Origin of the sequence: Pseudonocardia sp. ICBG1034 (genome assembly GCF_020131375.1) — a bacterium.
Lineage (GTDB): Bacteria > Actinomycetota > Actinomycetes > Mycobacteriales > Pseudonocardiaceae > Pseudonocardia > Pseudonocardia alni.
This window is the reverse complement of record NZ_JAHLEK010000021.1, coordinates 377,989-396,413: the sequence shown is the minus strand read 5'-3', so window position 1 is coordinate 396,413 and position 18,425 is coordinate 377,989. Positions and strand designations below refer to the sequence as shown.

The window sequence follows — 18,425 nt, the reverse complement described above, 5'->3', positions numbered from 1 at the left end:
GGCCCCGCGGCCGTCCGGGGCCGCCCCGGGCGGCGGCCGTGTGGCCCGTGGCGGCCGCCGCGGAACCGGCGGTGGGCGGGTCGGCACGACCGCGTCGAACCCGCCCGGGATCCGTGCGGCGCCGTTCGCCCGGCTCAGCCCATCGTGCGCGCGCCGTCGATCGCCTCGCGGATGATGTCGGCGTGCCCGGCGTGCTGGCTGGTCTCGGCGAGCATGTGGATCGCGACCCGGCGGACCGACCAGGACGTGTTCGGCTCGAACCACGGCGCGACCGGCAGGGCGTGCGAGGAGTCCAGGTCCGCGGTCCGCAGCACCTCCTCGGTGCGTGCGGCGACCTGCTCGACCCGGGCCCGCAGGTACTCCAGGGTCTCGTGGTCGGCCAGGACGAACCGGGTGTCCACCCACTCCTCGCCGGAGGCGGACCAGTCACCGCCGTTCGCGCCGGCCTCGGCGTCGACGGCGTCCCAGTCGACGGAGTCGTTGTAGACCTCGACGTCACCGAACGCGGCGGCGCCCTCGACGGCGAAGCGGAACCACTGCTCCTCGGTGTCCGCGACGTGCTTGAGCAGCGAGGCGATCGTCAGCGCACTCACCGTGCTGCGGGTGCGCGCCTGCTGTTCGGTCAGCCCGTCGGCGGTCTGCAGCAGGAAGCCGCGGTGCCGTTCCAGGGTGGCGATCAGCTCGGCACGCTCGCCGGTCAGGGCCTGCTTCTCGTCGGTGGCGTTCATCTCCGGGGCCGCCTCTCGGGGTCCGCGGACCGGGGCCGTCCCGGTCCGACGGGAACGACGATAGGACCGATCGCGGACGGATCCGGTCCTCGATCAGGAACTGCCGGCGGGGCGGTCGCCGAGGTCGTGCAGCGCGGTCTCCCAGCGCTCCCGGCGGGCGTCGTCGTCCAGCTCCCACCAGGGGGTGCCGCGCTCGCCGAGGCCGTGCTTGGCCGCGGACACCCGTGTCCGGGCGGCGGCGACGCGCTCGTCGTCGCCGGTCCGCCTGCCGGCCCCGACCTCGGCGCGGGCCCTCCCGAGGTGCTGCTGCAGCGCGGACCGCACGTCGTCGGGGATCGTCGGGTCGGTGGCGCGCCACCGGCGGCCCCGGACGACGATGTACCGCCCGTCCGGGGTCCGCTCGGGTTCGCTCACGGGATGGCGGCGGTGCTCAGCCGCTGACCGGCACCACGTCCGGCGCGCCGAGGCGGGCGGCGTCGGCGGTGGCGTCGTCGGGCATCTTCTGGCTCTCCCGCTCGGCCTCGACCCGCTTGACGTAGTGGTCGACCTCGCGGGCGATCTGCTCGTCGTTCCAGCCCAGCACCGGGGCGACCAGCGTCGCGGTCTCCTCGGCGGCACCCACGCCCCGGTCGAAGGTCTCGATCGAGATCCGGGTGCGGCGGGCGAGGATGTCCTCCAGGTGCCGCGCGCCCTCGTGCGAGGCGCCGTAGACGACCTCGGCCCGCAGGTAGTCCTCGGCGCCGGTGAGCGGCTCGGCAAGGGTCGGGTCGGCGATGAGGAGGTCGAGGACCTCGTCGATCAGCGAGCCGTACCGGCCGAGCAGGTGCTCGATCCGCACCGGGTGCAGCCCGCTGCGCGCGGCGAGCTGGTGGGTCGAGTTGCGCAGCGCCGTGAAGCCCTCGGCGCCGAGCAGCGGGACCTTCTCGGTGCAGGAGGCGGGCACCTTCGCGTCGAGCGAGTGCACGGCCGCGTCGACGGCGTCCTCGGCCATCACGCGGTAGGTCGTGTACTTGCCCCCGGCCACCACGACCAGCCCGGGCACCGGGGTGGCGACGGCGTGCTCGCGGGACAGTTTCGAGGTCGCCTCGGACTCGCCGTGCAGCAGCGGGCGCAGACCGGCGTAGACGCCCTCGACGTCCTCGTGGGTCAGCGGCTGCTCCAGCACCTCGTTGACGTGCGCGAGCAGATACTCGATGTCGGCCGCGCTCGCCGCCGGGTGCGCCTTGTCCAGGTCCCAGTCGGTGTCGGTGGTGCCGATGATCCAGTGCCGGCCCCACGGGATGACGAACAGCACCGACTTCTCCGTGCGCAGGATCAGCCCGGCGTCGCCGCGGATCCGGTCACGCGGGACGACCAGGTGGATGCCCTTGGACGCGCGCACCTTGAACTGGCCGCGTTCGCCGGCGAGGCCCTGGGTGTCGTCGGTCCACACCCCGGTGGCGTTGATGACCTGCTTGGCGCGGACTTCGAACCGGTCCCCGGACTCCAGGTCCTGCACGGTCGCGCCGATCACGCGGCCGGAGTCCTTCAGCAGTCCGACGACGCGGGCGCGGGTCGCCACGTGCGCGCCGTAGGCGGCCGCGGTGCGGGCGATCTCCATGGTGTGGCGGGCGTCGTCGACCTGGGCGTCGTAGTACTCCAGGGCCCCGACCAGGGCGTCCTTGCGCAGCGACGGCACGACCTTGCGGGCGCCGCGACGGGTGAGGTGCCGGTGGTGCGGCAGGCCGCGGGCGCGGCCGGACAGCAGCCCGAGCGAGTCGTAGAGCGCGACGCCGGCACCGGCGTAGAAGCGCTCCCACACGTGGTGCTTGAGCGGGTAGACGAACGGCACCGGGCGGACCAGGTGCGGTGCGAGGGTCTGGATCAGCAGCCCCCGCTCCTGCAGTGCCTCGGCCACCAGGCGGAAGTCGAGCATCTCCAGGTAGCGCAGGCCGCCGTGGATGAGCTTGGAGGAACGGCTCGACGTACCGGACGCGAAGTCGCGGGCCTCGACCAGCCCGGTCGACAGACCACGGGTGGCCGCGTCGAGGGCGGCACCGGCGCCGACGACGCCACCGCCGACGACCAGCACGTCCAGTTCGCGGTCGCCCATCGCCTGCAGCGCCGTGGTACGGGCCTCCGGGGAGAGCGCCACCGATTTCATGATCAGACCTTCCTGAGTGGTTCGTGCTCGTGCTGTCCCGCCGGGGGACTACCCGCTGAACACCCGTCCGATCGCGGGTGTGCCCGGTGTCGCCCCCACGTGTGGTGAGGGCGACACCGGGCGGGTGGTCCTACTCGACGTCGACCCAGTCCAGGGTCCGCTCGACGGCCTTCTTCCACCGGCCGTAGCCCTCGTCGCGCTGCTCCTGCGACCAGGTCGGCTCCCAGCGCCGGGCCTCGTTCCAGTTCTCCCGCAGCTCGTCGGTGTTCTTCCAGAACCCGACGGCCAGCCCGGCCGCATAGGCCGCACCGAGCGCGGTGGTCTCGGCGACGACGGGCCGCGAGACCGGCACACCCAGCACGTCGGCCTGGATCTGCATGCACAGCTCGTTCTGGGTGACGCCGCCGTCGACCTTCAGAGTCTCCAGGGTCACCCCGGAGTCCTTGGTCATGGCGTCGCTGACGTCGCGGGACTGGTAGCAGATCGCCTCCAGCGTGGCCCGCGCCAGGTGCGCGTTGGTGTTGAACCGGGACAGGCCGACGATCGCGCCGCGGGCGTCGGAACGCCAGTACGGCGCGAACAGGCCGGAGAACGCCGGGACGAAGTACACGCCGCCGTTGTCCTCGACCTGGCGGGCCAGCGACTCCGACTGCGAGGCGCCGGAGATGATGCCGAGCTGGTCGCGCAGCCACTGCACGGCCGAGCCGGTGACCGCGATGGAGCCCTCCAGCGCGTAGACCGGACGCTCGCCCTCGAACTGGTAGCACATCGTGGTGAGCAGGCCGGACTCCGAGCGGACCAGCTCGGTGCCGGTGTTCAGCAGCATGAAGTTGCCGGTGCCGTAGGTGTTCTTGGCCTCGCCGGGGGCGAAGCAGACCTGGCCGACGGTCGCCGCCTGCTGGTCGCCCAGGTCACCGGTGATGGGGACCTCGCCGCCGAGCGGGCCCCCTCCGAGGGTCGTCCCGAACGCGGTCGCCGACGACGACGGCTTGATCTCCGGCAGCATCTGGCGCGGGATGCCGAAGAAGCCGAGCAGCTCGTCGTCCCAGTCGAGGGTCTCGAGGTCCATCAGCATGGTGCGGCTGGCGTTGGTCACGTCGGTGACGTGCAGTCCGCCGTGGGTGCCGCCGGTGAGGTTCCAGATGACCCAGGTGTCGGTGTTGCCGAAGACCGCGTCGCCGTTCTCCGCGGCCTCGCGGACGCCGTCGACGTTCTCCAGGATCCACTGGATCTTGCCGCCGGAGAAGTAGGTGGCGGGCGGGAGGCCGGCCTTGCGACGGATGACGTCGCCGCGGCCGTCGCGGTCGAGCGCGGTCGCGATCCGGTCGGTGCGGGTGTCCTGCCAGACGATCGCGTTGTAGTACGGGCGCCCGGTGCGCCGGTTCCACACGACGGTGGTCTCCCGCTGGTTGGTGATGCCCAGTGCGACCAGGTCGGACGCGGACAGTCCGGTCTTGGTGAGCGCCTGCTGCAGGCAGGTGTTGGTGCGCTCGACGATCTCGATCGGGTCGTGCTCGACCCAGCCGGCCTGCGGCAGGATCTGCTCGTGCTCCAGCTGGTGGCGACCCACCTCGTTGCCGCTGTGGTCGAAGATCATGAAGCGGCTGGAGGTGGTGCCCTGGTCGACGGCGCCGACGAACTCGGCCATTGAGCTCTCCTTCTTGCGGGGATCGGGGCGTGGGTGCGGTGGGGACGGCGTTCGGCCGGGTCAGGCCCGCCCGACCTCCTGCGGTGCGTCCTCGGCGGGGATGTAGCGGTCGATCAGCAGCTTGAACAGGCCACCGCCGACGAGGGCGCCGATCAGCGGCGCGACGATCGGCAGCCACCAGTACGGCGTGCCGTCACCGGTGACCCACGCGGTCTCGTACCCGGTGATCCACGATGCCAGGCGCGGGCCGAAGTCGCGGGCCGGGTTGATGGCGTAGCCGGCGTTCGCGCCCCAGGCCATGCCGATGCCCACGACCAGGATGCCGATCATGAACGGGGCCATGTTGGACAGCGGGCCCTTGTTACGCGGGTGGACCAGCGCGAAGATCACGAACACCAGGATCGCGGTGCCGACGACCTGGTCGAAGAACGCCGTCGTGATCGTCGTCGGGTCGCCCGGGGAGGTCGAGAAGATGCCCTGGGTGTCGGTCAGGTTGGGGTCGACCGAGCGGATGAAGTCGGCGTAGACGAACCGGACGATCAGCGCGGCGACGAACGCGCCGAGGGTCTGGGCCAGCACGAACGGCGCGACCTTCCGCCACGGGAAGCCCTCGTAGACGGCGAAGGCCACAGTGACGGCCGGGTTGAGGTGGGCGCCGGAGATCCGGCCCGCCACGTAGACGCCCAGCATCACGCCGAAGCCCCAGGCCCAGGCGATCGAGTCGTAGGCGCCCTTCGAGCCGTCGGGTGTGGTGACGACCTGCGCGACGACGCCGACGCCGAACAGGATCAGGATCATCGTCCCGGCGAACTCGGCGCTCAGCTCGCCGATCAGCGACGGCGCCTTCGGGGCGGCCGACGGGGTCGCCCGTGTGGTCCGTTCCGCGGGTGCGGGATCGGCCGCGGTGTTCTCGGAGCTCGTCATCGAACCCCCTCCTGGTGAGTCCCCCTCACGGGACCGGGCGGCCCCGCTGTGTGACGTGGGACGCTAGGAGTGCTCGCGGTCGTGGGCAACGAGGATCGTTCGACGATGCCGAACGTTGCGGGTCGATCGGTCCATGATCCAGTCCGCGGAGCGTCCGGACGGCCTAGGATCGCTGCGTGGCACGGGCGATCCAGTCGGTGGAGCGGGCGGCGGCGCTGCTGCGGCTGCTCGGCGGTGCGGGGCGCCCGCTGGCGCTGGCCGAGCTGGCGGCGGCGCTGGACCTGCCGCGCCCGACCGCGCACGGGCTGCTGCGCACCCTGCGCGAGGAGGGGCTGGTGGCGCAGGAGTCGTCGTCGGGCCGCTACCTGCTGGGCGAGGGGCTGGGGCGGCTGGGCACCCCGTGGGACCGGCACGACCTGCGCGCCCGGGCGATGAACTGGGCCGACGCGCTGGCGGCGGGCACCGGCTGCGCGGTGTACCTGGGAGTGCCGTCCGCCGACGGGGCCGGGGTCGACCTGGTGCACCACGTGTTCCGGCCGGACGACACACCGCAGCGGCTGCGGACCAACACCACCCAGCCGTTGCACGCGACGGCGTGGGGGAGGTGTCTGCTGGCCTTCGCGCCGGCGTCGGTGCGGGCGGTCGAGCCGCTGGAGACCTACACCCGGGCGACCGTGACCGACCCGGCGGCGCTGACCCGGGAGATCACGGCGACGCGGCGGCGCGGCTGGGCGGCCGACGCCGGCGGCTGGGAGCCGGGCGCCGGCGGGCTCGCGGTGCCGGTCCGCAGCGGGGGCGGGCTGACCGTCGCGGCGCTGGGGATCGGCGCCCCGGTCGAGGAGCTGTTCGCCGCGGACGGCCGCGCCCGCCCGGAGGTCGTCGTCGAGCTCGTCGCCGCGGCCGCCGAGATCGCCGACGGGCTGGAGGGACTGACGTGAGCGGCCTGTCGCCGGGGGAGCGGGTGGTCGCCGCGATCGACCAGGGGACGACGTCGACGCGCTGCCTGCTGTTCACCCGCTCGGGCCGGATGGTCGCGGTCGCCCAGCGGGAGCACCGGCAGCACTTCCCGAGCCCGGGCCGCGCCGAGCACGACGCCTCGGAGATCTGGCGCGCGGTGACCCGGGTCGTGCCCGCCGCGCTGCGCCGCGCCGGCCTGGGGCCGCAGAACGTGGTCGCGCTCGGGATCGCGAACCAGCGCGAGACGACGGTCGTCTGGAACCGCCGCACCGGGGTCCCGCTCGCGCGGGCGATCACCTGGCAGGACACCCGGACCACGGACATCGTCGCCGGTCTCGCCGCCGACGCCGACGCCGCCCGCTGGGCCCGGGTCAGCGGGCTCGGCCCGGCGACGTACTTCGCGGGACCGCGGCTGCAGTGGCTGCTCGACCACGTGCCGGGCGCGCGCGACGGCGCCGAACGCGGCGAGGTCCTGTTCGGGACGATGGAGTCCTGGCTGATCTGGAACCTCACCGGCGGCCCCGACGGCGGCGTGCACGTCACCGACGTCACCAACGCCAGCCGCACGATGCTGATGGACCTGCGCACGCTGGAGTGGTCCGACGCGCTGTGCTCGGCGCTGCGGGTGCCGCGGGGGATGCTGCCGACCATCGTGCCGAACGCCCGCGTCTACGGCCGGTGCTCCGGTCTGCTGGACGGTGTGCCGGTCGCCGGTGCCCTCGGCGACCAGCAGGCGGCGCTGGTCGGCCAGACCTGCTTCGCGCCCGGCGAGGCGAAGTGCACCTACGGCACGGGTGCGTTCCTGCTGAAGAACACCGGCTCCCGCATCGCCGGGTCCGAGGCCGGCCTGATCCCGACCGTCGGCTACCTGTTCGGCGACCGGCCGGTCTACGCGCTCGAGGGCTCGATCGCGATGACCGGCTCGCTGGTGCAGTGGTTCCGCGACGCGCTGGGCATGATCTCGACGGCGGCCCGGATCGAGACGCTCGCACTGACCGTCCCGGACAACGGCGGCTGCTATGTCGTCCCCGCCTTCTCCGGTCTCTACGCCCCGCACTGGTACCCCGACGCCCGCGGCGTGATCGTCGGTCTGACCTCCTACATCCACCGCGGCCACCTCGCCCGCGCGGTGCTGGAGGCGACCGCGTGGCAGACCCGTGAGGTGCTCGACGCGATGAACGCCGACTCCGGCCTGCCCGTCACCCGCCTGAAGGTCGACGGCGGCATGACCGCGAACCACCTGCTCATGCAGTGCGTCGCCGACGTCCTGGATCTCACGGTGGAACGCCCCCTGGGTTCGGAGGCGGTGTCGCTCGGCGCGGCGTACGCGGCCGGCCTGGCCGTCGGCTACTGGCCGGACCCGGAGGTGCTGCGCCGCAACTGGCACCGGGCGGCCGCCTGGGAGCCGACGATGGACCCCGGCCTGCGCCGCCGCGAGCACGACAACTGGCGCCGCGCGGTGCAGCGGAGCACGGGGTGGGCGCGCCCGGACTGAGCCTCGGCCGCCGGGCCCGCCCCGCCTCGGCGGGCGGTGCCGCGCACCCCTCACGTTTCTGCCGCCCGCCGTCGACGCCGTCGGACCCGGTCCCGGTACTCGCGGTCCCGCATCTCCTGGACCCGGCGCACACCGACGTCGAGCAGGCGCCCGGCCACCGGCCGGAACCAGTCGACCCACTCCGCGGGGACACCGGTCACGATCCGCCGGGCGCCGGTGTCGGTCACGTCCTTCCAGAGGATCTCGTGGGCCCGCGCGGTCGCGAGGACGAGCAGCCGTCGACCGTCCTCGGGGTCCGGCTCTCGCTCGATCAGATCGCGCTCCTCCAGCCGTGCGAGCAGCCGGGCGGTACCCCCGGTGGCGAGCCCGACGGTCTCCGCGACCTCGGCGCCCGTCATGGCCCGCCGGCCCAGCAGCAGCTCGGCGAGCACCGTGTACTCGTGCACCGTCAGTCCGAAGCGCCCGGCAACCGACCGGATCCGGTAGAAGCCGAGCAGCTCGGCCCGGGCGAGGAGCGGTCCGAGTTCCTCCGCGGTCTCGTCCCGGACCAGCCGGTCCTCCTCCGCCTGCCTCGCACGTGCGTCCCGCTCGGTGACCTGCCGGCCGGTGTCCCGATGATCGGGGTCCTCCCGATCGGTGTCCCCGGGGTCCCCGGTCGTTCCGTCGGACTCCGGCGGCTCGACGGGGTCGGTGCTCCGGCTCCCCGGAGGGAGGTTCGGACGAACTCGCTTACCGGGTAAGCGAATTCCTCGGACCTCCCCACCCGGCGCCCGGGCCGGATCGTCCTCCGCACTCGGACGACCCGCCCCGGAGCCGGAGCCGGAGCCGCAGCCGACGTCGGAGCCGGGGCCGGAGCCGCAGCCGACGTCGGAGTCGGAGATGGCGCCGGGAGCGGGCGATGTGCCGCTGTCGGACGGACCCGGGGACCCTGTTCCGCGAATTCGCTCACCCGGTAAGCGAATTCGCGGAACAGAGGTACCCCGCGGGCCCCGGTCGGGTCCGCCACCGGCTGTGGCGTGGTCCGTGTCGCGCTGCATGGGGAAGCGGTAGCAGTCCTGCCGGTCCGCCGCGCCGGAATCCGTCGGACGGTTCGCGATCGTGGTGCCCGTGTCGGTGCCGGTGGGCCGCGGGGTGGTGCGGTGGGTCAGCGGGTGAACGCCCCGGCGTCGGTCAGGTCGGCGGTGCGGGTCTCGTGCAGGCCCCACACGCACAGGCCCGACACGGCGGCCAGTCCGGCGATCAGCAGCGACACCGGCCAGGACGCGCCGGTCGTGGCGACCAGGCTCGTCGCGAGCAGTGGCGTGATGCCGCCGCCGACGATGCTGGAGGCGTTGTAGCCGATCGACGCGCCGGTGTAGCGGTAGCGCGTCGCGAACAGCTCCGGCAGGAACGCACCCATCGGGGCGAACACACCGGCGAAGGCGATCATCGCGACCGAGAAGCCGACGGCGATGAGGACCCCGTCGCCGGTCCCGAGCAGCCAGAACAGCGGGAACGCCCACAGCACCGCCAGGATGCAGGCCCACAGACACACCCGGCGCCGTCCGACCCGGTCCGAGAGCACCGCGAGGACCGGGGTCGCCACGCCCATCACCGCCGCCGCGACCATGGCCGCGACCAGCAGGGTCGTCCGGGACAGACCGAGCTCGGAGGTGCCGTAGGACAGGCTGAACGTGGTGACCGTGTAGAAGATCGTGTGGGTGATGATCATCCCGCCGGTCGCGAGGAGCAGGGACCGGGGCTGGCGGCGCACCACCTCGGCGACCGGCGCCTTCTCACGCTCCTGCTCGCGCATCGCCTTCTCGAACACCGGGGTCTCGGCGATCCGCAGCCGGATGTAGAGCCCGACGACCACCAGGACCGCGCTGGCCAGGAACGGCACCCGCCAGCCCCAGGCGGCGAACTGGGCGTCGGTCAGGGCGGCGGAGAGCGCGAGGAACGCCCCGCTCGCGATGATGAACCCGACCGCCGGGCCGACCTGCGGGAAGCTCGAGTAGAGCCCGCGACGTCCCTCGGGCGCGTGCTCGGTGGCCATCAGCACCGCACCGCCCCACTCGCCGCCGAGCCCGAAGCCCTGCAGGAACCGGCACAGCACCAGCAGTACCGGCGCGGCGATCCCGATCGTGGAGTACGTCGGCAGCAGTCCGATCGCGACGGTGCCGACGCCCATCGTCAGCAGCGAGACCACCAGGGTCGCCTTGCGGCCGACCCGGTCGCCGAAGTGCCCGAAGGCGACCGCACCGACCGGGCGTGCGACGAACCCGACGCCGAAGGTCGCGAACGCCGCCAGCGTGCCGACCAGGGGGTCGAGGTCGGGGAAGAACAGCGTGCCGAAGACCAGGGCCGCGGCGGTGCCGTAGATGTAGAAGTCGTAGAACTCGATCGCGGTGCCGATGAAGCTGGCGACGGCGATGCGCTGCGCCGACATGGTCGGTGCGGCGGTCCCCGCGGCCGGCCCCCTCGTCGCACCCGGTCCGGTCGATGCGTCCGGTTCGGTCACTGGTCCCCCTCCTCGCGCGGCATCCGCCGCAGCAGCTCCGGTCCGAAGCGGGTCACGTGGGCCCGCGCGGCGGCCTCGGCGCGGGCCGGGTCGCCGGAGGTGATGTCGTCGAGCAGCGTGCGGTGGCTGTCGGCGATGTCGCCCAGGTCGTCGTAGAGGTCGCGGGACAGCCGGAAGACGTGCTGCAGCGGCGCGGAGATCGTCTCCCAGGTGTGCAGCAGGCGTCGTCGTCCGCAGAGCTCGTGGATCCGGCGGTGCAGTGCGAAGTCCAGGGTCACCGCGGCGGCGCTGTCCCGCGCGGCGCAGGCGGCGTGCAGGTCGTCGACGATCCGGCCGAGCTCCCGGGCGTGCTCCGCCGATCCGGTCGTGGCCAGGGCCCGCACGGCCAGCGGCTCGGTCGCGGCGCGCAGCGCGATGATCTCCTCGGCGTCGTCGGCGGTCAGCGTCGCGACCCGGGCGCCGCGGCGGGGGAGCAGCACGACCAGCCCCTCGGCGTCGAGCCTGCGCAGCGCGTCGCGGACCGGGCCGCGGCTGATCCCCAGCCGCGCGGCGAGCTCGCGTTCGACCAGCCGGTCACCGTCGCGCAGCTCCCCGGACAGGATCAGGCCCCGCACCCGGTCGGCCGCCGCGTCGCCGAGGCCGGGATGGGCGGCGAGGTCCCCGACCTCGGCGTCGGGCTGGTCATCCGGCCTCCAGCTCCGCCCGCAACCGGTGGGCGACACCGGACCCGGTCACCGGCTCGAGGTCGTCGCGGGTCACCGCGGCGCCCGCGGCGACGGCGCGGCGCAGCGTGACACCGTCGGCCAGCCCGATCGGCAGGAACCCGCCGGTCCGGGCCGCGGCGGCCGGGCGGACCACCCCGTGCACGGTCGAGCCGCCCTCGCCGTCGAGCCGGTCCCCGGGGACCAGGTCGCGCTTGGCGGTGGCGACGACGTCGGCCACCCAGCCCCGCGGCCGCCCGGAGTCCGCGCCGCGGGCCCCCGCGGCGCACACGCTCTGGGCCAGCTCCAGCCCGATGAGGTGGTACGGCCGGTACATCGCGGTGTAGCGGCCCGAGGGGTCGGTGCGCAGCCCGTAGTTCGCGAAGCAGCCCGCGACGTAGTCGCTCGGCGCCTCCAGCGTCACGTAGACGCCCCACCGCAGGTCCCGGTCCACGGGGCTCCCGTCGCGGTGCAGCGACGACACGACCTCCACCGTCCCGGTCCGGTCCAGCACCCCGCCGGCCTCGCGCGGGATGCACACCTGCTGCAGGTCGTCGGTGCCCGCGGGCGGGAAGGCGAGCCCGTCCTCCGGCGGGAGCAGGCCGGTCGCGTTCGCGACGGCGGCCATCTCGATCGCGGACTTCGTGCCGTCGAGGAAGGAGTTGAACATGACCGGGTTCAGCCCGGACTCCGCCGCGTGCTCGGGGGTGAACCCGTAGTGCCCCCACACCGTCTCCGGCGTAGAGCGGTGGTACTCCGGCAGGTACTTGGTCCCCTTCCCGGCGGCGACGACAGCGAAGCCGTTGGTCCGCGCCCAGTCCACCAGCTCGCAGATCAGGCTGGGCTGGTCGCCCGAGGCCATCGTGTAGACCACGCCCCGATCGGCCGCACGGGCCGCGAGCACCGGACCGACGAGCACGTCGGCCTCGACGGTCACCATCACGACGTGCTGCCCGGCCTCGATCGCGCCCAGCGCGTGCGCGGCGCCCGCGACGGGGGAGCCGGTCGCCTCGACGACGACGTCCACGTCGTCGGCCCCGAGCACCGCGTCGACCGAGGTCGCGACCCGGGTCCCGGTGAGCCCGGCGGTGTCCAGCGCGGCGCGGCCGCGCTCCTCCGAGAGGTCGACGACGGCGCTGACCTGCAGGTTCGGCACACGGGCCGCCTGGTGCAGGAACATCGTCGCGAACGTGCCCGCACCGATCACGCCGGCCCGGACCGGTGTGGAGCGCTGCTGCATCGTCTCGAACAGACCCATCCGGTGCCCTCCACGCCGCGCCGCCGTGCCACCCCGCTGTGGCCGACGATCGCACCGTGCGCCGGTGCACGGTCGACTGTCAATGGTTGACCAGACTCTGGAACGCCGCGATGTGGTCGCTTGCTCACGATGTGGGTGATCTGTCACGGTGTCGACCGGCCCGGTCACCGCCGTCCGGGCCGGTCGACACCGAGGAGCGAGGCCGATGGGGCCCGAGATCATCGCGATCGCCGTGCTGGTGGTCATGTTCGTGATCGCCACGACGATGCCGGTCAACCTCGGCGCACTGGGGTTGCTGGGCGCGACCGCGGTCGGGATCGGCGTGCTGGGGCTGAGCCTCGACGACGTCCTCGCGGGCTTCCCCGGAGACCTGTTCCTGCTGCTCGTCGGGCTGACCTACCTGTTCGCGCTGGCGACGGCCAACGGCACCGTCGACCTGATCGTCCACTGGGCGATGCGGGCGGTCCGCGGACGGCTGGTGCTCGCGCCGTTCGTGTTCTTCGCGATCTCGTGCGGGCTCTCGGGGCTCGGGGCGTTGTTCGCGGTCGCGATCGTCGCACCGCTGGCGATGCCCTTCGCCCGGCGCTACGGCATCAACCTGCTGCTCATGGGCATGATGGTCGTGCACGGCGCGCTCGGCGGGGCGTTCTCGCCGATCACCGTCTACGGCGCGTTCGTGAACTCGACGATGGCGGGCGTGGGCCTGCCCAGCGACCCGATCGCGCTGTTCCTGACCCCGCTCGTGGTCAACGTCGTGATCGCCGTCGTGATCTTCCTGGTGCTCGGAGGCCGGTCGCTCGTCGGGCGCACGGTCGACCCGGTCGAGGCTCCGGACGCCGACGCCGACGCCGCCCCCGCCGGGGGCACCGGGGCCGGGAGCGGCGCCGCGGCCGGCACCGTGACCGGGGCCCCGGTCGTCGGCCGGGTGGGGCTGGAGCAGGGCATCACGCTGGCCGGCATCGCGCTCATGGCCGTCGGCTCCGCCGCGTTCGGCTGGGACGTCGGCGTCGTCGCGCTCGCCGTCGCGATCGTGCTGCGGCTGGTCGCCCCGCGCCGCCCGGACGTCGTCGGGAGGATCTCCTGGTCCACCGTCCTGCTGATCTGCGGTGTCGTCACCTACGTCGGCGTGCTCCTGGAGGCCGGTGCGGTCGACCTTGTCTCCTCGGGGATCAGCGGGATCGGCGCACCGCTGCTCGCGGCGCTGCTGCTCTGCTACGTCGGCGGCGTGCTCTCGGCGTTCGCGTCCTCGGTGGCGATCCTCGGCGTCGCGATCCCGCTGGCCCTGCCGTTCCTGCAGCAGGGTGAGGTGTCCGCGGTCGGGATGGTGGCGGCGCTCGCGGTGGCCGCGACCGTCGTCGACGTCAGCCCGTTCTCCACGAACGGGGCGCTGGTGCTCGCCAACGCGCCCGCCGACGTCGACCGGGACCGCTTCTACCGGCAGATGCTCGCCTACGCCGGCGTGGTCGTGCTGGTCGGTCCGCTGCTGGCCTGGGCACTGCTCGTACTGCCCGGGGTGCTCTGAACGGGTTAACGTCCGGGCATGAACGACGCCGCCGTCGCCGCCGGGCGCCTCGCCCGTGGGCTGGAACCGCTGCACTCCCAGGTCTACTTCGCCCCCGAGGGCGAACCGGCCTACACCGCCGCCGGGCTGGAGCCGGGCCGGATGAGCTACTTCGCCCCGCGGGCCGCACCGATGGGCGCGGTCGGCGCCTCGGTGGTCACCGCGACGTTCTACAACTTCTCCCCGCGCCTGGTCGCGAAGTCGGTCCCGCGGGCGTGGGACCTGGTGTCCGCACCGGACCTGCTCGACGTGCGGTTCGCCGTCGCCGACGCCTCGCTGCGCCGCACCCTGGGCGACGACGCCGTCGCCTCGCCCGAGATGGCCGAGGCCGCCGGGCTGGCCCGGACCGCGGCCGGGGCCGTCACCCCCGACGGGCGCCCGCTCGCCGCCGGGCACCTCGACGTGACCTGGCCGACCGCGCCGCACCTGGTCCTCTGGCACGCGCTGTCGATCCTGCGCGAGCACCGCGGCGACGGACACATCGCGCTGCTGGTCGAGGCCGGGCTGTCCGGGCTGGAGGCGCTGGTCACCGCGACCGCGACGGGCACCGGGTTCACCGTGGCCTTCGCCCGCGGCAGCCGCGGCTGGTCGGCCGCCGAGTGGAACGCCGCCGTCGCCGGACTCGCGGACCGCGGCCTGCTGCAGCCGGCCGACACGGCCGGGGACGACGCCGTCGAACCGGTCCTGACCGAGGAGGGCACGGCGCTGCGCAAGCGGATCGAGAACGACACCCATCGCCTCGGCGCCGCCCCGTGGTCCGCGCTCGGCGCCGACGGAGCCGCGCGGCTCGGGGAGCTCGGCGGGGCGTTCGTCCGGACGGCCCTGGCGAACGGGGCGTTCCCCGCCGAGGGGGTCTTCGCGGCGCGTCCGAAGGGCTGATCGCACTCCGCGCCCGGCCTCAGGACGGGCGCGGTGTCCCGACTGCCCGATATGGTGCGCTCCGCAACCGACCATCGTGGTCGGTGTGGTGACCTGCAGGAGGACCCCGGTGCTCGAGATCAGCGGCCTCGAATGGGCCGTCACGATCGGCGTGATCATCGCGCTGCTCGCGTTCGACCTCGTCCTGGGCTGGCTGCGGCCGCACCGGGTGGGATTCAAGGAGGCCACCGCCTGGTCGGTGTTCTACATCCTGGTCGCGATCGCGTTCGGGCTGGTGTTCGCGACGATCCACGGCTGGGACTTCGGCACCCAGTACTTCACGGGCTACATCGTCGAGAAGAGCCTGTCGGTCGACAACCTGTTCGTCTTCGTCGTGATCATGACGACGTTCGCGGTGCCGGAGGAGCACCAGCACAAGGTGCTGACCTTCGGCATCGTGCTCGCCCTGATCATGCGCGCGATCTTCATCGCGGTCGGGGCGACGCTGCTGAACCTGTTCTCGTTCATGTTCCTGGTCTTCGGTCTGCTCCTGCTGTGGACCGCCGTGCAGCTCTACCGGCACAAGGACGAGGACCCCGACATCGAGGACAACATGGTCGTGAAGGGTGCGCGCAGGCTCTTCCCGGTCACCGAGGAGTACGACGGCGGGAAGCTGTTCACCCGGGACAACGGCCGCCGGGTCGCCACCCCGATGTTCATCGTGCTGGTCTCGATCGGCGGCATCGACCTGCTGTTCGCGCTCGACTCGATCCCCGCGGTGTTCGGCGTGACCCAGGAGGCGTTCATCGTCTTCACCGCGAACGCCTTCGCCCTGCTCGGCCTGCGGGCGCTGTTCTTCCTGGTCAAGGGCCTGCTGGACCGCCTGGTCTACCTCTCGACCGGCCTGGCGGTCATCCTGGGCTTCATCGGGGTGAAGCTGGTCCTGCACTGGGCCCACGTCGACATCAACCCGGCCGTCCCGGAGATCCCGACCATGGCCAGCCTGGTCGTGATCCTGGGGATCCTCGCCGTGGTCACCGTCGCGAGCCTGATCAAGACGCGCAACGACCCGTCGATGACCGCCCACGCCGGGTCGCTGCGTGCCCGCAAGGAGCGCTCCGAGCAGCGCGACTGAGCCGGTCCGGCCGGCCCGGCGCTCAGCCGGGCAGGCCGGCCAGGCCGGGCCCGCCGAGCGGGGTGACCTCGATGTAGTCCGGCGGGGCGGTGAGCAGCGCCAGCACGTCGCCCAGGCCGCTCTCGCCGATGTCGCGGCTCAGCGCCGCCTCCGACGACGCGGCGTCGGACCACATCTCGGTGACCCAGACGACGTCGGGCTCGTCCGGGGTGGCGTTCACGACGTAGGCGAGGCAGCCGGGCTGGGCGGCCATGTCGTCGGCGACGCGGAGCAGCGCGCCCGCCAGCTCGGTCCCCTGTCCCTCCAGGGCCACCATCCGCACGTACCGGCCGACCCGCTCGCTCGTGTCCACGGCGGCGACCGTAGACGGCCCCTCCCGGCGTCGCGGGGCCGGGGCGGGCTCGGCCGGCGGGCTGGTCGGCGTCGCCGGGGCCGCCCCTCCGCACCGGAGGCGGCGCCGACGATCTCCTCGGGTGCCGTGGTTCCGGTCCACTCCGATGCGCCCGCCGCCATCCAGGACAGGATCGGACCGGAATCGGCGGCACACTGGTCGTCGTGATGGGGACATCGGCGCGGCTGCTGCGCCTGCTCGGGCTGCTGCAGGTGCCGCGCGACTGGACGGGGCCCGCCCTGGCCGAGCGCCTCGACGTCGACGTGCGCACCGTCCGCCGCGACGTCGACAAGCTCCGCACCCTCGGCTACCCGGTCCACTCCACACCCGGGGTGACCGGCGGCTACCGGCTCGGCGCCGGGGCCGCGCTGCCACCCCTGCTGCTCGACGACGACGAGGCCGTCGCCGTCGCGGTCGGGCTGCGGACCGCCGCGGGCGGGTCGGTCTCGGGCATCGAGGAGACCTCGGTCCGGGCCCTGGCCAAGCTGGAGCAGGTCCTGCCGAACCGGCTGCGCCGCCGCGTCGCCGCGCTGGGCACCGCGACGTCCACGCTCGCCGCGCGCGGCCCGACCGTCGACGCGGACGTGCTGTCGGCACTGGCCGCCGCCTGCCGTGACCACGAGGTCGTGCGGTTCGACTACGTCGCGGGGGACGGGACCGAGACCCGCCGGGTCGCCGAGCCGGAGGGTCTCGTGCACACCGGGCGCCGCTGGTACCTCGTCGCCTGGGACACCGGCCGCGACGACCGCCGCACCTTCCGGGTCGACCGGATGCGGCCCAAGCTGCCCGCCGGGCCGCGCTTCGTCCCGCGCCCGGAACCGGACGGCGGGCTCGCCGCGTTCGCCCAGCGCGGCATCTCCTCGGGTGCCTACCCGCACCGGGCGCGGATCGTGTTCCACGCCCCGGCGGAGCGGATCGCCGAGCACGTCACCCCGGCGTCGGGGATCGTGACCGACCTCGGCGGGGACCGCTGCGAGCTCGCGGCCGGGGCCTGGACCCTGGAGTCGCTGGCGGTGTGGCTGTGCTTCTTCGGCGTCGACTTCGAGGTGGTCGAGCCGGTCGAGCTGGTGGAGCACCTCGACGCGGTCGCCGCCCGCCTCGGGCGGGCCGCGGACCACGCGCGCGCGAACGGCGGCGGCTGACCGGACCGCTCAGCCCACGGCGCGGACCGCGCCCACGGGCGCGCCGTGGCCGAGCACGTCGGTGCGGGTCGCGGCGGTGAGCGCGTCGGACCCGGCGCCGAGGGACTCCAGCACGGCGCGGGCGACGACCGGCAGCGGTCGCGGCGACCCGTCCAGCACGGTGACGGCGAACGCCCGCCCGTCGGGCAGCGCGGCCGCCAGCACACCCTCGGCGCCGTCCTTGACGACCAGGCCCGGCACCGCACCGGCCAACCGGGTCACCGGCCGGTCCGTGCCGCCGACCCACCACGGGTGTGCGCGGACCGCGGCCGCGACCCGCCCCTCGGGGGTGTCCGGTGCGGCCGTCGCCAGCGTCGCGAAGGCCCTGGCCAGCCCGGCCGGGGTGGTGCCGAACAGCGGGGCGCCGCAGCCGTCGACGGTGGTGACGCCGACCGGCGCCCCGGTCAGCTCGGCGACGGTCTCCCGGACCAGCCGCTGCAGCGGGTGCGCGGGGTCGCGGTAGCCGGCCGTCGGCCACCCCGCGGCCACGCAGGCGGCGAGCATCGCGGCGTGCTTGCCCGAGCAGTTCTGCAGCACCGGCGACGGTCCCGTCCCCGCCGCGCGGACGGCCGCCGCGGCCGCCGGCTCCAGCGGCAGGTCCGGGGTGTTGTCCAGGTCGGCCTCGTCGAGCCCGGCACCGATGAGGATGCGCCGGACGCCGTCGACGTGGCCGGGCTCGCCGGAGTGCGAGGCACAGGCCAGCGCGAGCAGCTCGCCGTCGAGGTCCAGTCCGGCCCGCAGCATCGCCACCGCCTGCACCGGCTTGAGCGCCGAGCGCGGCAGGAACGCCACGTCCGGGTCGCCGGAGCCGGTGACGGTGCCGCCGGGGCGGTGCACCGCGACGGTGCCCAGGTGCACCGACTCCACCGTGCCCGCCCGCTCCACGACGGCCAGCGGGACGGCGGCGGCCAGGACGGGTGGGACGGTGCCTGCCGTGTTCATGCG

The 18,425-nt window shown here is 74.0% G+C and carries 17 protein-coding genes; 6 read left to right on the top strand and 11 right to left on the bottom strand.

The window, feature by feature from the left end:
• Positions 1–134: 134 nt before the first annotated feature.
• The 5 genes from KPF22_RS23425 to KPF22_RS23405 all read right to left on the bottom strand — a co-directional run bounded on the left by KPF22_RS23425 (position 135) and on the right by KPF22_RS23405 (position 5,443).
• A complete protein-coding gene (locus KPF22_RS23425) occupies positions 135–728 on the bottom strand; it encodes a DinB family protein (protein WP_208821327.1) in 594 nt (197 codons plus the stop codon).
• Positions 729–821: 93 nt separating this feature from the next.
• Positions 822–1,142 carry a hypothetical protein gene (locus tag KPF22_RS23420; protein ID WP_224403293.1) on the bottom strand — a complete coding sequence of 107 codons (321 nt, stop codon included), beginning with the start codon at positions 1,140–1,142 and terminating at the stop codon, positions 822–824.
• Positions 1,143–1,158: 16 nt separating this feature from the next.
• A complete protein-coding gene (locus KPF22_RS23415) occupies positions 1,159–2,871 on the bottom strand; it encodes a glycerol-3-phosphate dehydrogenase/oxidase (RefSeq protein ID WP_374107522.1) in 1,713 nt (570 codons plus the stop codon).
• A gap of 130 nt (positions 2,872–3,001) precedes the next feature.
• Positions 3,002–4,519 (bottom strand): glycerol kinase GlpK, encoded by a 1,518-nt coding sequence (gene glpK / locus KPF22_RS23410; RefSeq protein WP_208821334.1) that lies wholly within the window; start codon positions 4,517–4,519, stop codon positions 3,002–3,004.
• 60 nt (positions 4,520–4,579) lie between these two features.
• Complete coding sequence (locus tag KPF22_RS23405) at positions 4,580–5,443, bottom strand: MIP/aquaporin family protein (RefSeq protein WP_208821336.1); 864 nt, start codon at positions 5,441–5,443, stop codon at positions 4,580–4,582.
• 176 nt (positions 5,444–5,619) lie between these two features.
• On the opposite strand from KPF22_RS23405, the gene KPF22_RS23400 reads away from it, so the two are divergent.
• Together KPF22_RS23400 and glpK (KPF22_RS23395) are read left to right on the top strand one after the other, a co-directional pair.
• Entirely contained in the window at positions 5,620–6,381 is a 762-nt protein-coding gene (locus KPF22_RS23400; RefSeq protein WP_178374095.1) for an IclR family transcriptional regulator, read from the top strand.
• Complete coding sequence (glpK, locus tag KPF22_RS23395) at positions 6,378–7,895, top strand: glycerol kinase GlpK (protein WP_083474585.1); 1,518 nt, start codon at positions 6,378–6,380, stop codon at positions 7,893–7,895. Before KPF22_RS23400 ends, glpK (KPF22_RS23395) begins: the two co-directional genes overlap by 4 nt.
• A gap of 50 nt (positions 7,896–7,945) precedes the next feature.
• Here the strand turns inward: glpK (KPF22_RS23395) and KPF22_RS33290 are convergent, their stop codons facing one another.
• The 4 genes from KPF22_RS33290 to KPF22_RS23375 form a co-directional block, all read right to left on the bottom strand.
• On the bottom strand, positions 7,946–8,341 hold the full coding sequence (locus tag KPF22_RS33290; protein WP_308010455.1) for a MarR family transcriptional regulator: 396 nt from the start codon (positions 8,339–8,341) through the stop codon (positions 7,946–7,948).
• A 698-nt stretch (positions 8,342–9,039) separates the two neighbouring features.
• Positions 9,040–10,323, bottom strand: a complete 1,284-nt coding sequence (locus KPF22_RS23385) for an MFS transporter (RefSeq protein ID WP_062404310.1) — start codon at positions 10,321–10,323, stop codon at positions 9,040–9,042.
• Positions 10,324–10,391: 68 nt separating this feature from the next.
• A complete protein-coding gene (locus KPF22_RS33285) occupies positions 10,392–11,117 on the bottom strand; it encodes a GntR family transcriptional regulator (protein WP_224403291.1) in 726 nt (241 codons plus the stop codon).
• Positions 11,077–12,354 carry an NAD(P)H-dependent oxidoreductase gene (locus tag KPF22_RS23375; RefSeq protein ID WP_224403290.1) on the bottom strand — a complete coding sequence of 426 codons (1,278 nt, stop codon included), beginning with the start codon at positions 12,352–12,354 and terminating at the stop codon, positions 11,077–11,079. The genes KPF22_RS33285 and KPF22_RS23375 overlap by 41 nt, the downstream gene beginning before the upstream one ends.
• 205 nt (positions 12,355–12,559) lie before the next feature.
• On the opposite strand from KPF22_RS23375, the gene KPF22_RS23370 reads away from it, so the two are divergent.
• From KPF22_RS23370 to KPF22_RS23360, 3 genes are all read left to right on the top strand, one after another.
• The gene (locus KPF22_RS23370; protein WP_208821345.1) at positions 12,560–13,876 is read left to right on the top strand and encodes an SLC13 family permease; all 1,317 of its coding nucleotides are present in this window, start codon (positions 12,560–12,562) and stop codon (positions 13,874–13,876) included.
• A gap of 18 nt (positions 13,877–13,894) precedes the next feature.
• Positions 13,895–14,794 carry a hypothetical protein gene (locus KPF22_RS23365; protein ID WP_224403289.1) on the top strand — a complete coding sequence of 300 codons (900 nt, stop codon included), beginning with the start codon at positions 13,895–13,897 and terminating at the stop codon, positions 14,792–14,794.
• Between the two features lie 109 nt (positions 14,795–14,903).
• Positions 14,904–15,908, top strand: coding sequence for a TerC family protein (locus tag KPF22_RS23360; RefSeq protein ID WP_208821349.1), 1,005 nt, complete (start codon positions 14,904–14,906; stop codon positions 15,906–15,908).
• 22 nt (positions 15,909–15,930) lie between these two features.
• Here the strand turns inward: KPF22_RS23360 and KPF22_RS23355 are convergent, their stop codons facing one another.
• The gene (locus KPF22_RS23355) at positions 15,931–16,260 is read right to left on the bottom strand and encodes a putative quinol monooxygenase (RefSeq protein ID WP_020623433.1); all 330 of its coding nucleotides are present in this window, start codon (positions 16,258–16,260) and stop codon (positions 15,931–15,933) included.
• A 203-nt stretch (positions 16,261–16,463) separates the two neighbouring features.
• On the opposite strand from KPF22_RS23355, the gene KPF22_RS23350 reads away from it, so the two are divergent.
• Positions 16,464–17,441, top strand: a complete 978-nt coding sequence (locus KPF22_RS23350) for a YafY family protein (protein WP_208821351.1) — start codon at positions 16,464–16,466, stop codon at positions 17,439–17,441.
• 9 nt (positions 17,442–17,450) lie between these two features.
• Here KPF22_RS23350 and KPF22_RS23345 read toward each other — a convergent pair whose 3' ends face one another.
• The gene (locus KPF22_RS23345) at positions 17,451–18,422 is read right to left on the bottom strand and encodes an asparaginase (protein WP_224403288.1); all 972 of its coding nucleotides are present in this window, start codon (positions 18,420–18,422) and stop codon (positions 17,451–17,453) included.
• Between the last annotated feature and the right edge of the window lie 3 nt (positions 18,423–18,425).

Coding starts and splice junctions, on each gene's coding strand:
- KPF22_RS23425 (WP_208821327.1), bottom strand. CDS start 728: ATGAACGCCACCGACGAGAAGCAGGCCCTGACCGGCGAGCGTGCCGAG.
- KPF22_RS23415 (WP_374107522.1), bottom strand. CDS start 2,871: ATGAAATCGGTGGCGCTCTCCCCGGAGGCCCGTACCACGGCGCTGCAG.
- glpK (WP_208821334.1), bottom strand. CDS start 4,519: ATGGCCGAGTTCGTCGGCGCCGTCGACCAGGGCACCACCTCCAGCCGC.
- KPF22_RS23405 (WP_208821336.1), bottom strand. CDS start 5,443: ATGACGAGCTCCGAGAACACCGCGGCCGATCCCGCACCCGCGGAACGG.
- KPF22_RS23385 (WP_062404310.1), bottom strand. CDS start 10,323: ATGTCGGCGCAGCGCATCGCCGTCGCCAGCTTCATCGGCACCGCGATC.
- KPF22_RS23375 (WP_224403290.1), bottom strand. CDS start 12,354: ATGGGTCTGTTCGAGACGATGCAGCAGCGCTCCACACCGGTCCGGGCC.
- KPF22_RS23370 (WP_208821345.1), top strand. CDS start 12,560: ATGGGGCCCGAGATCATCGCGATCGCCGTGCTGGTGGTCATGTTCGTG.
- KPF22_RS23365 (WP_224403289.1), top strand. CDS start 13,895: ATGAACGACGCCGCCGTCGCCGCCGGGCGCCTCGCCCGTGGGCTGGAA.
- KPF22_RS23345 (WP_224403288.1), bottom strand. CDS start 18,422: ATGAACACGGCAGGCACCGTCCCACCCGTCCTGGCCGCCGCCGTCCCG.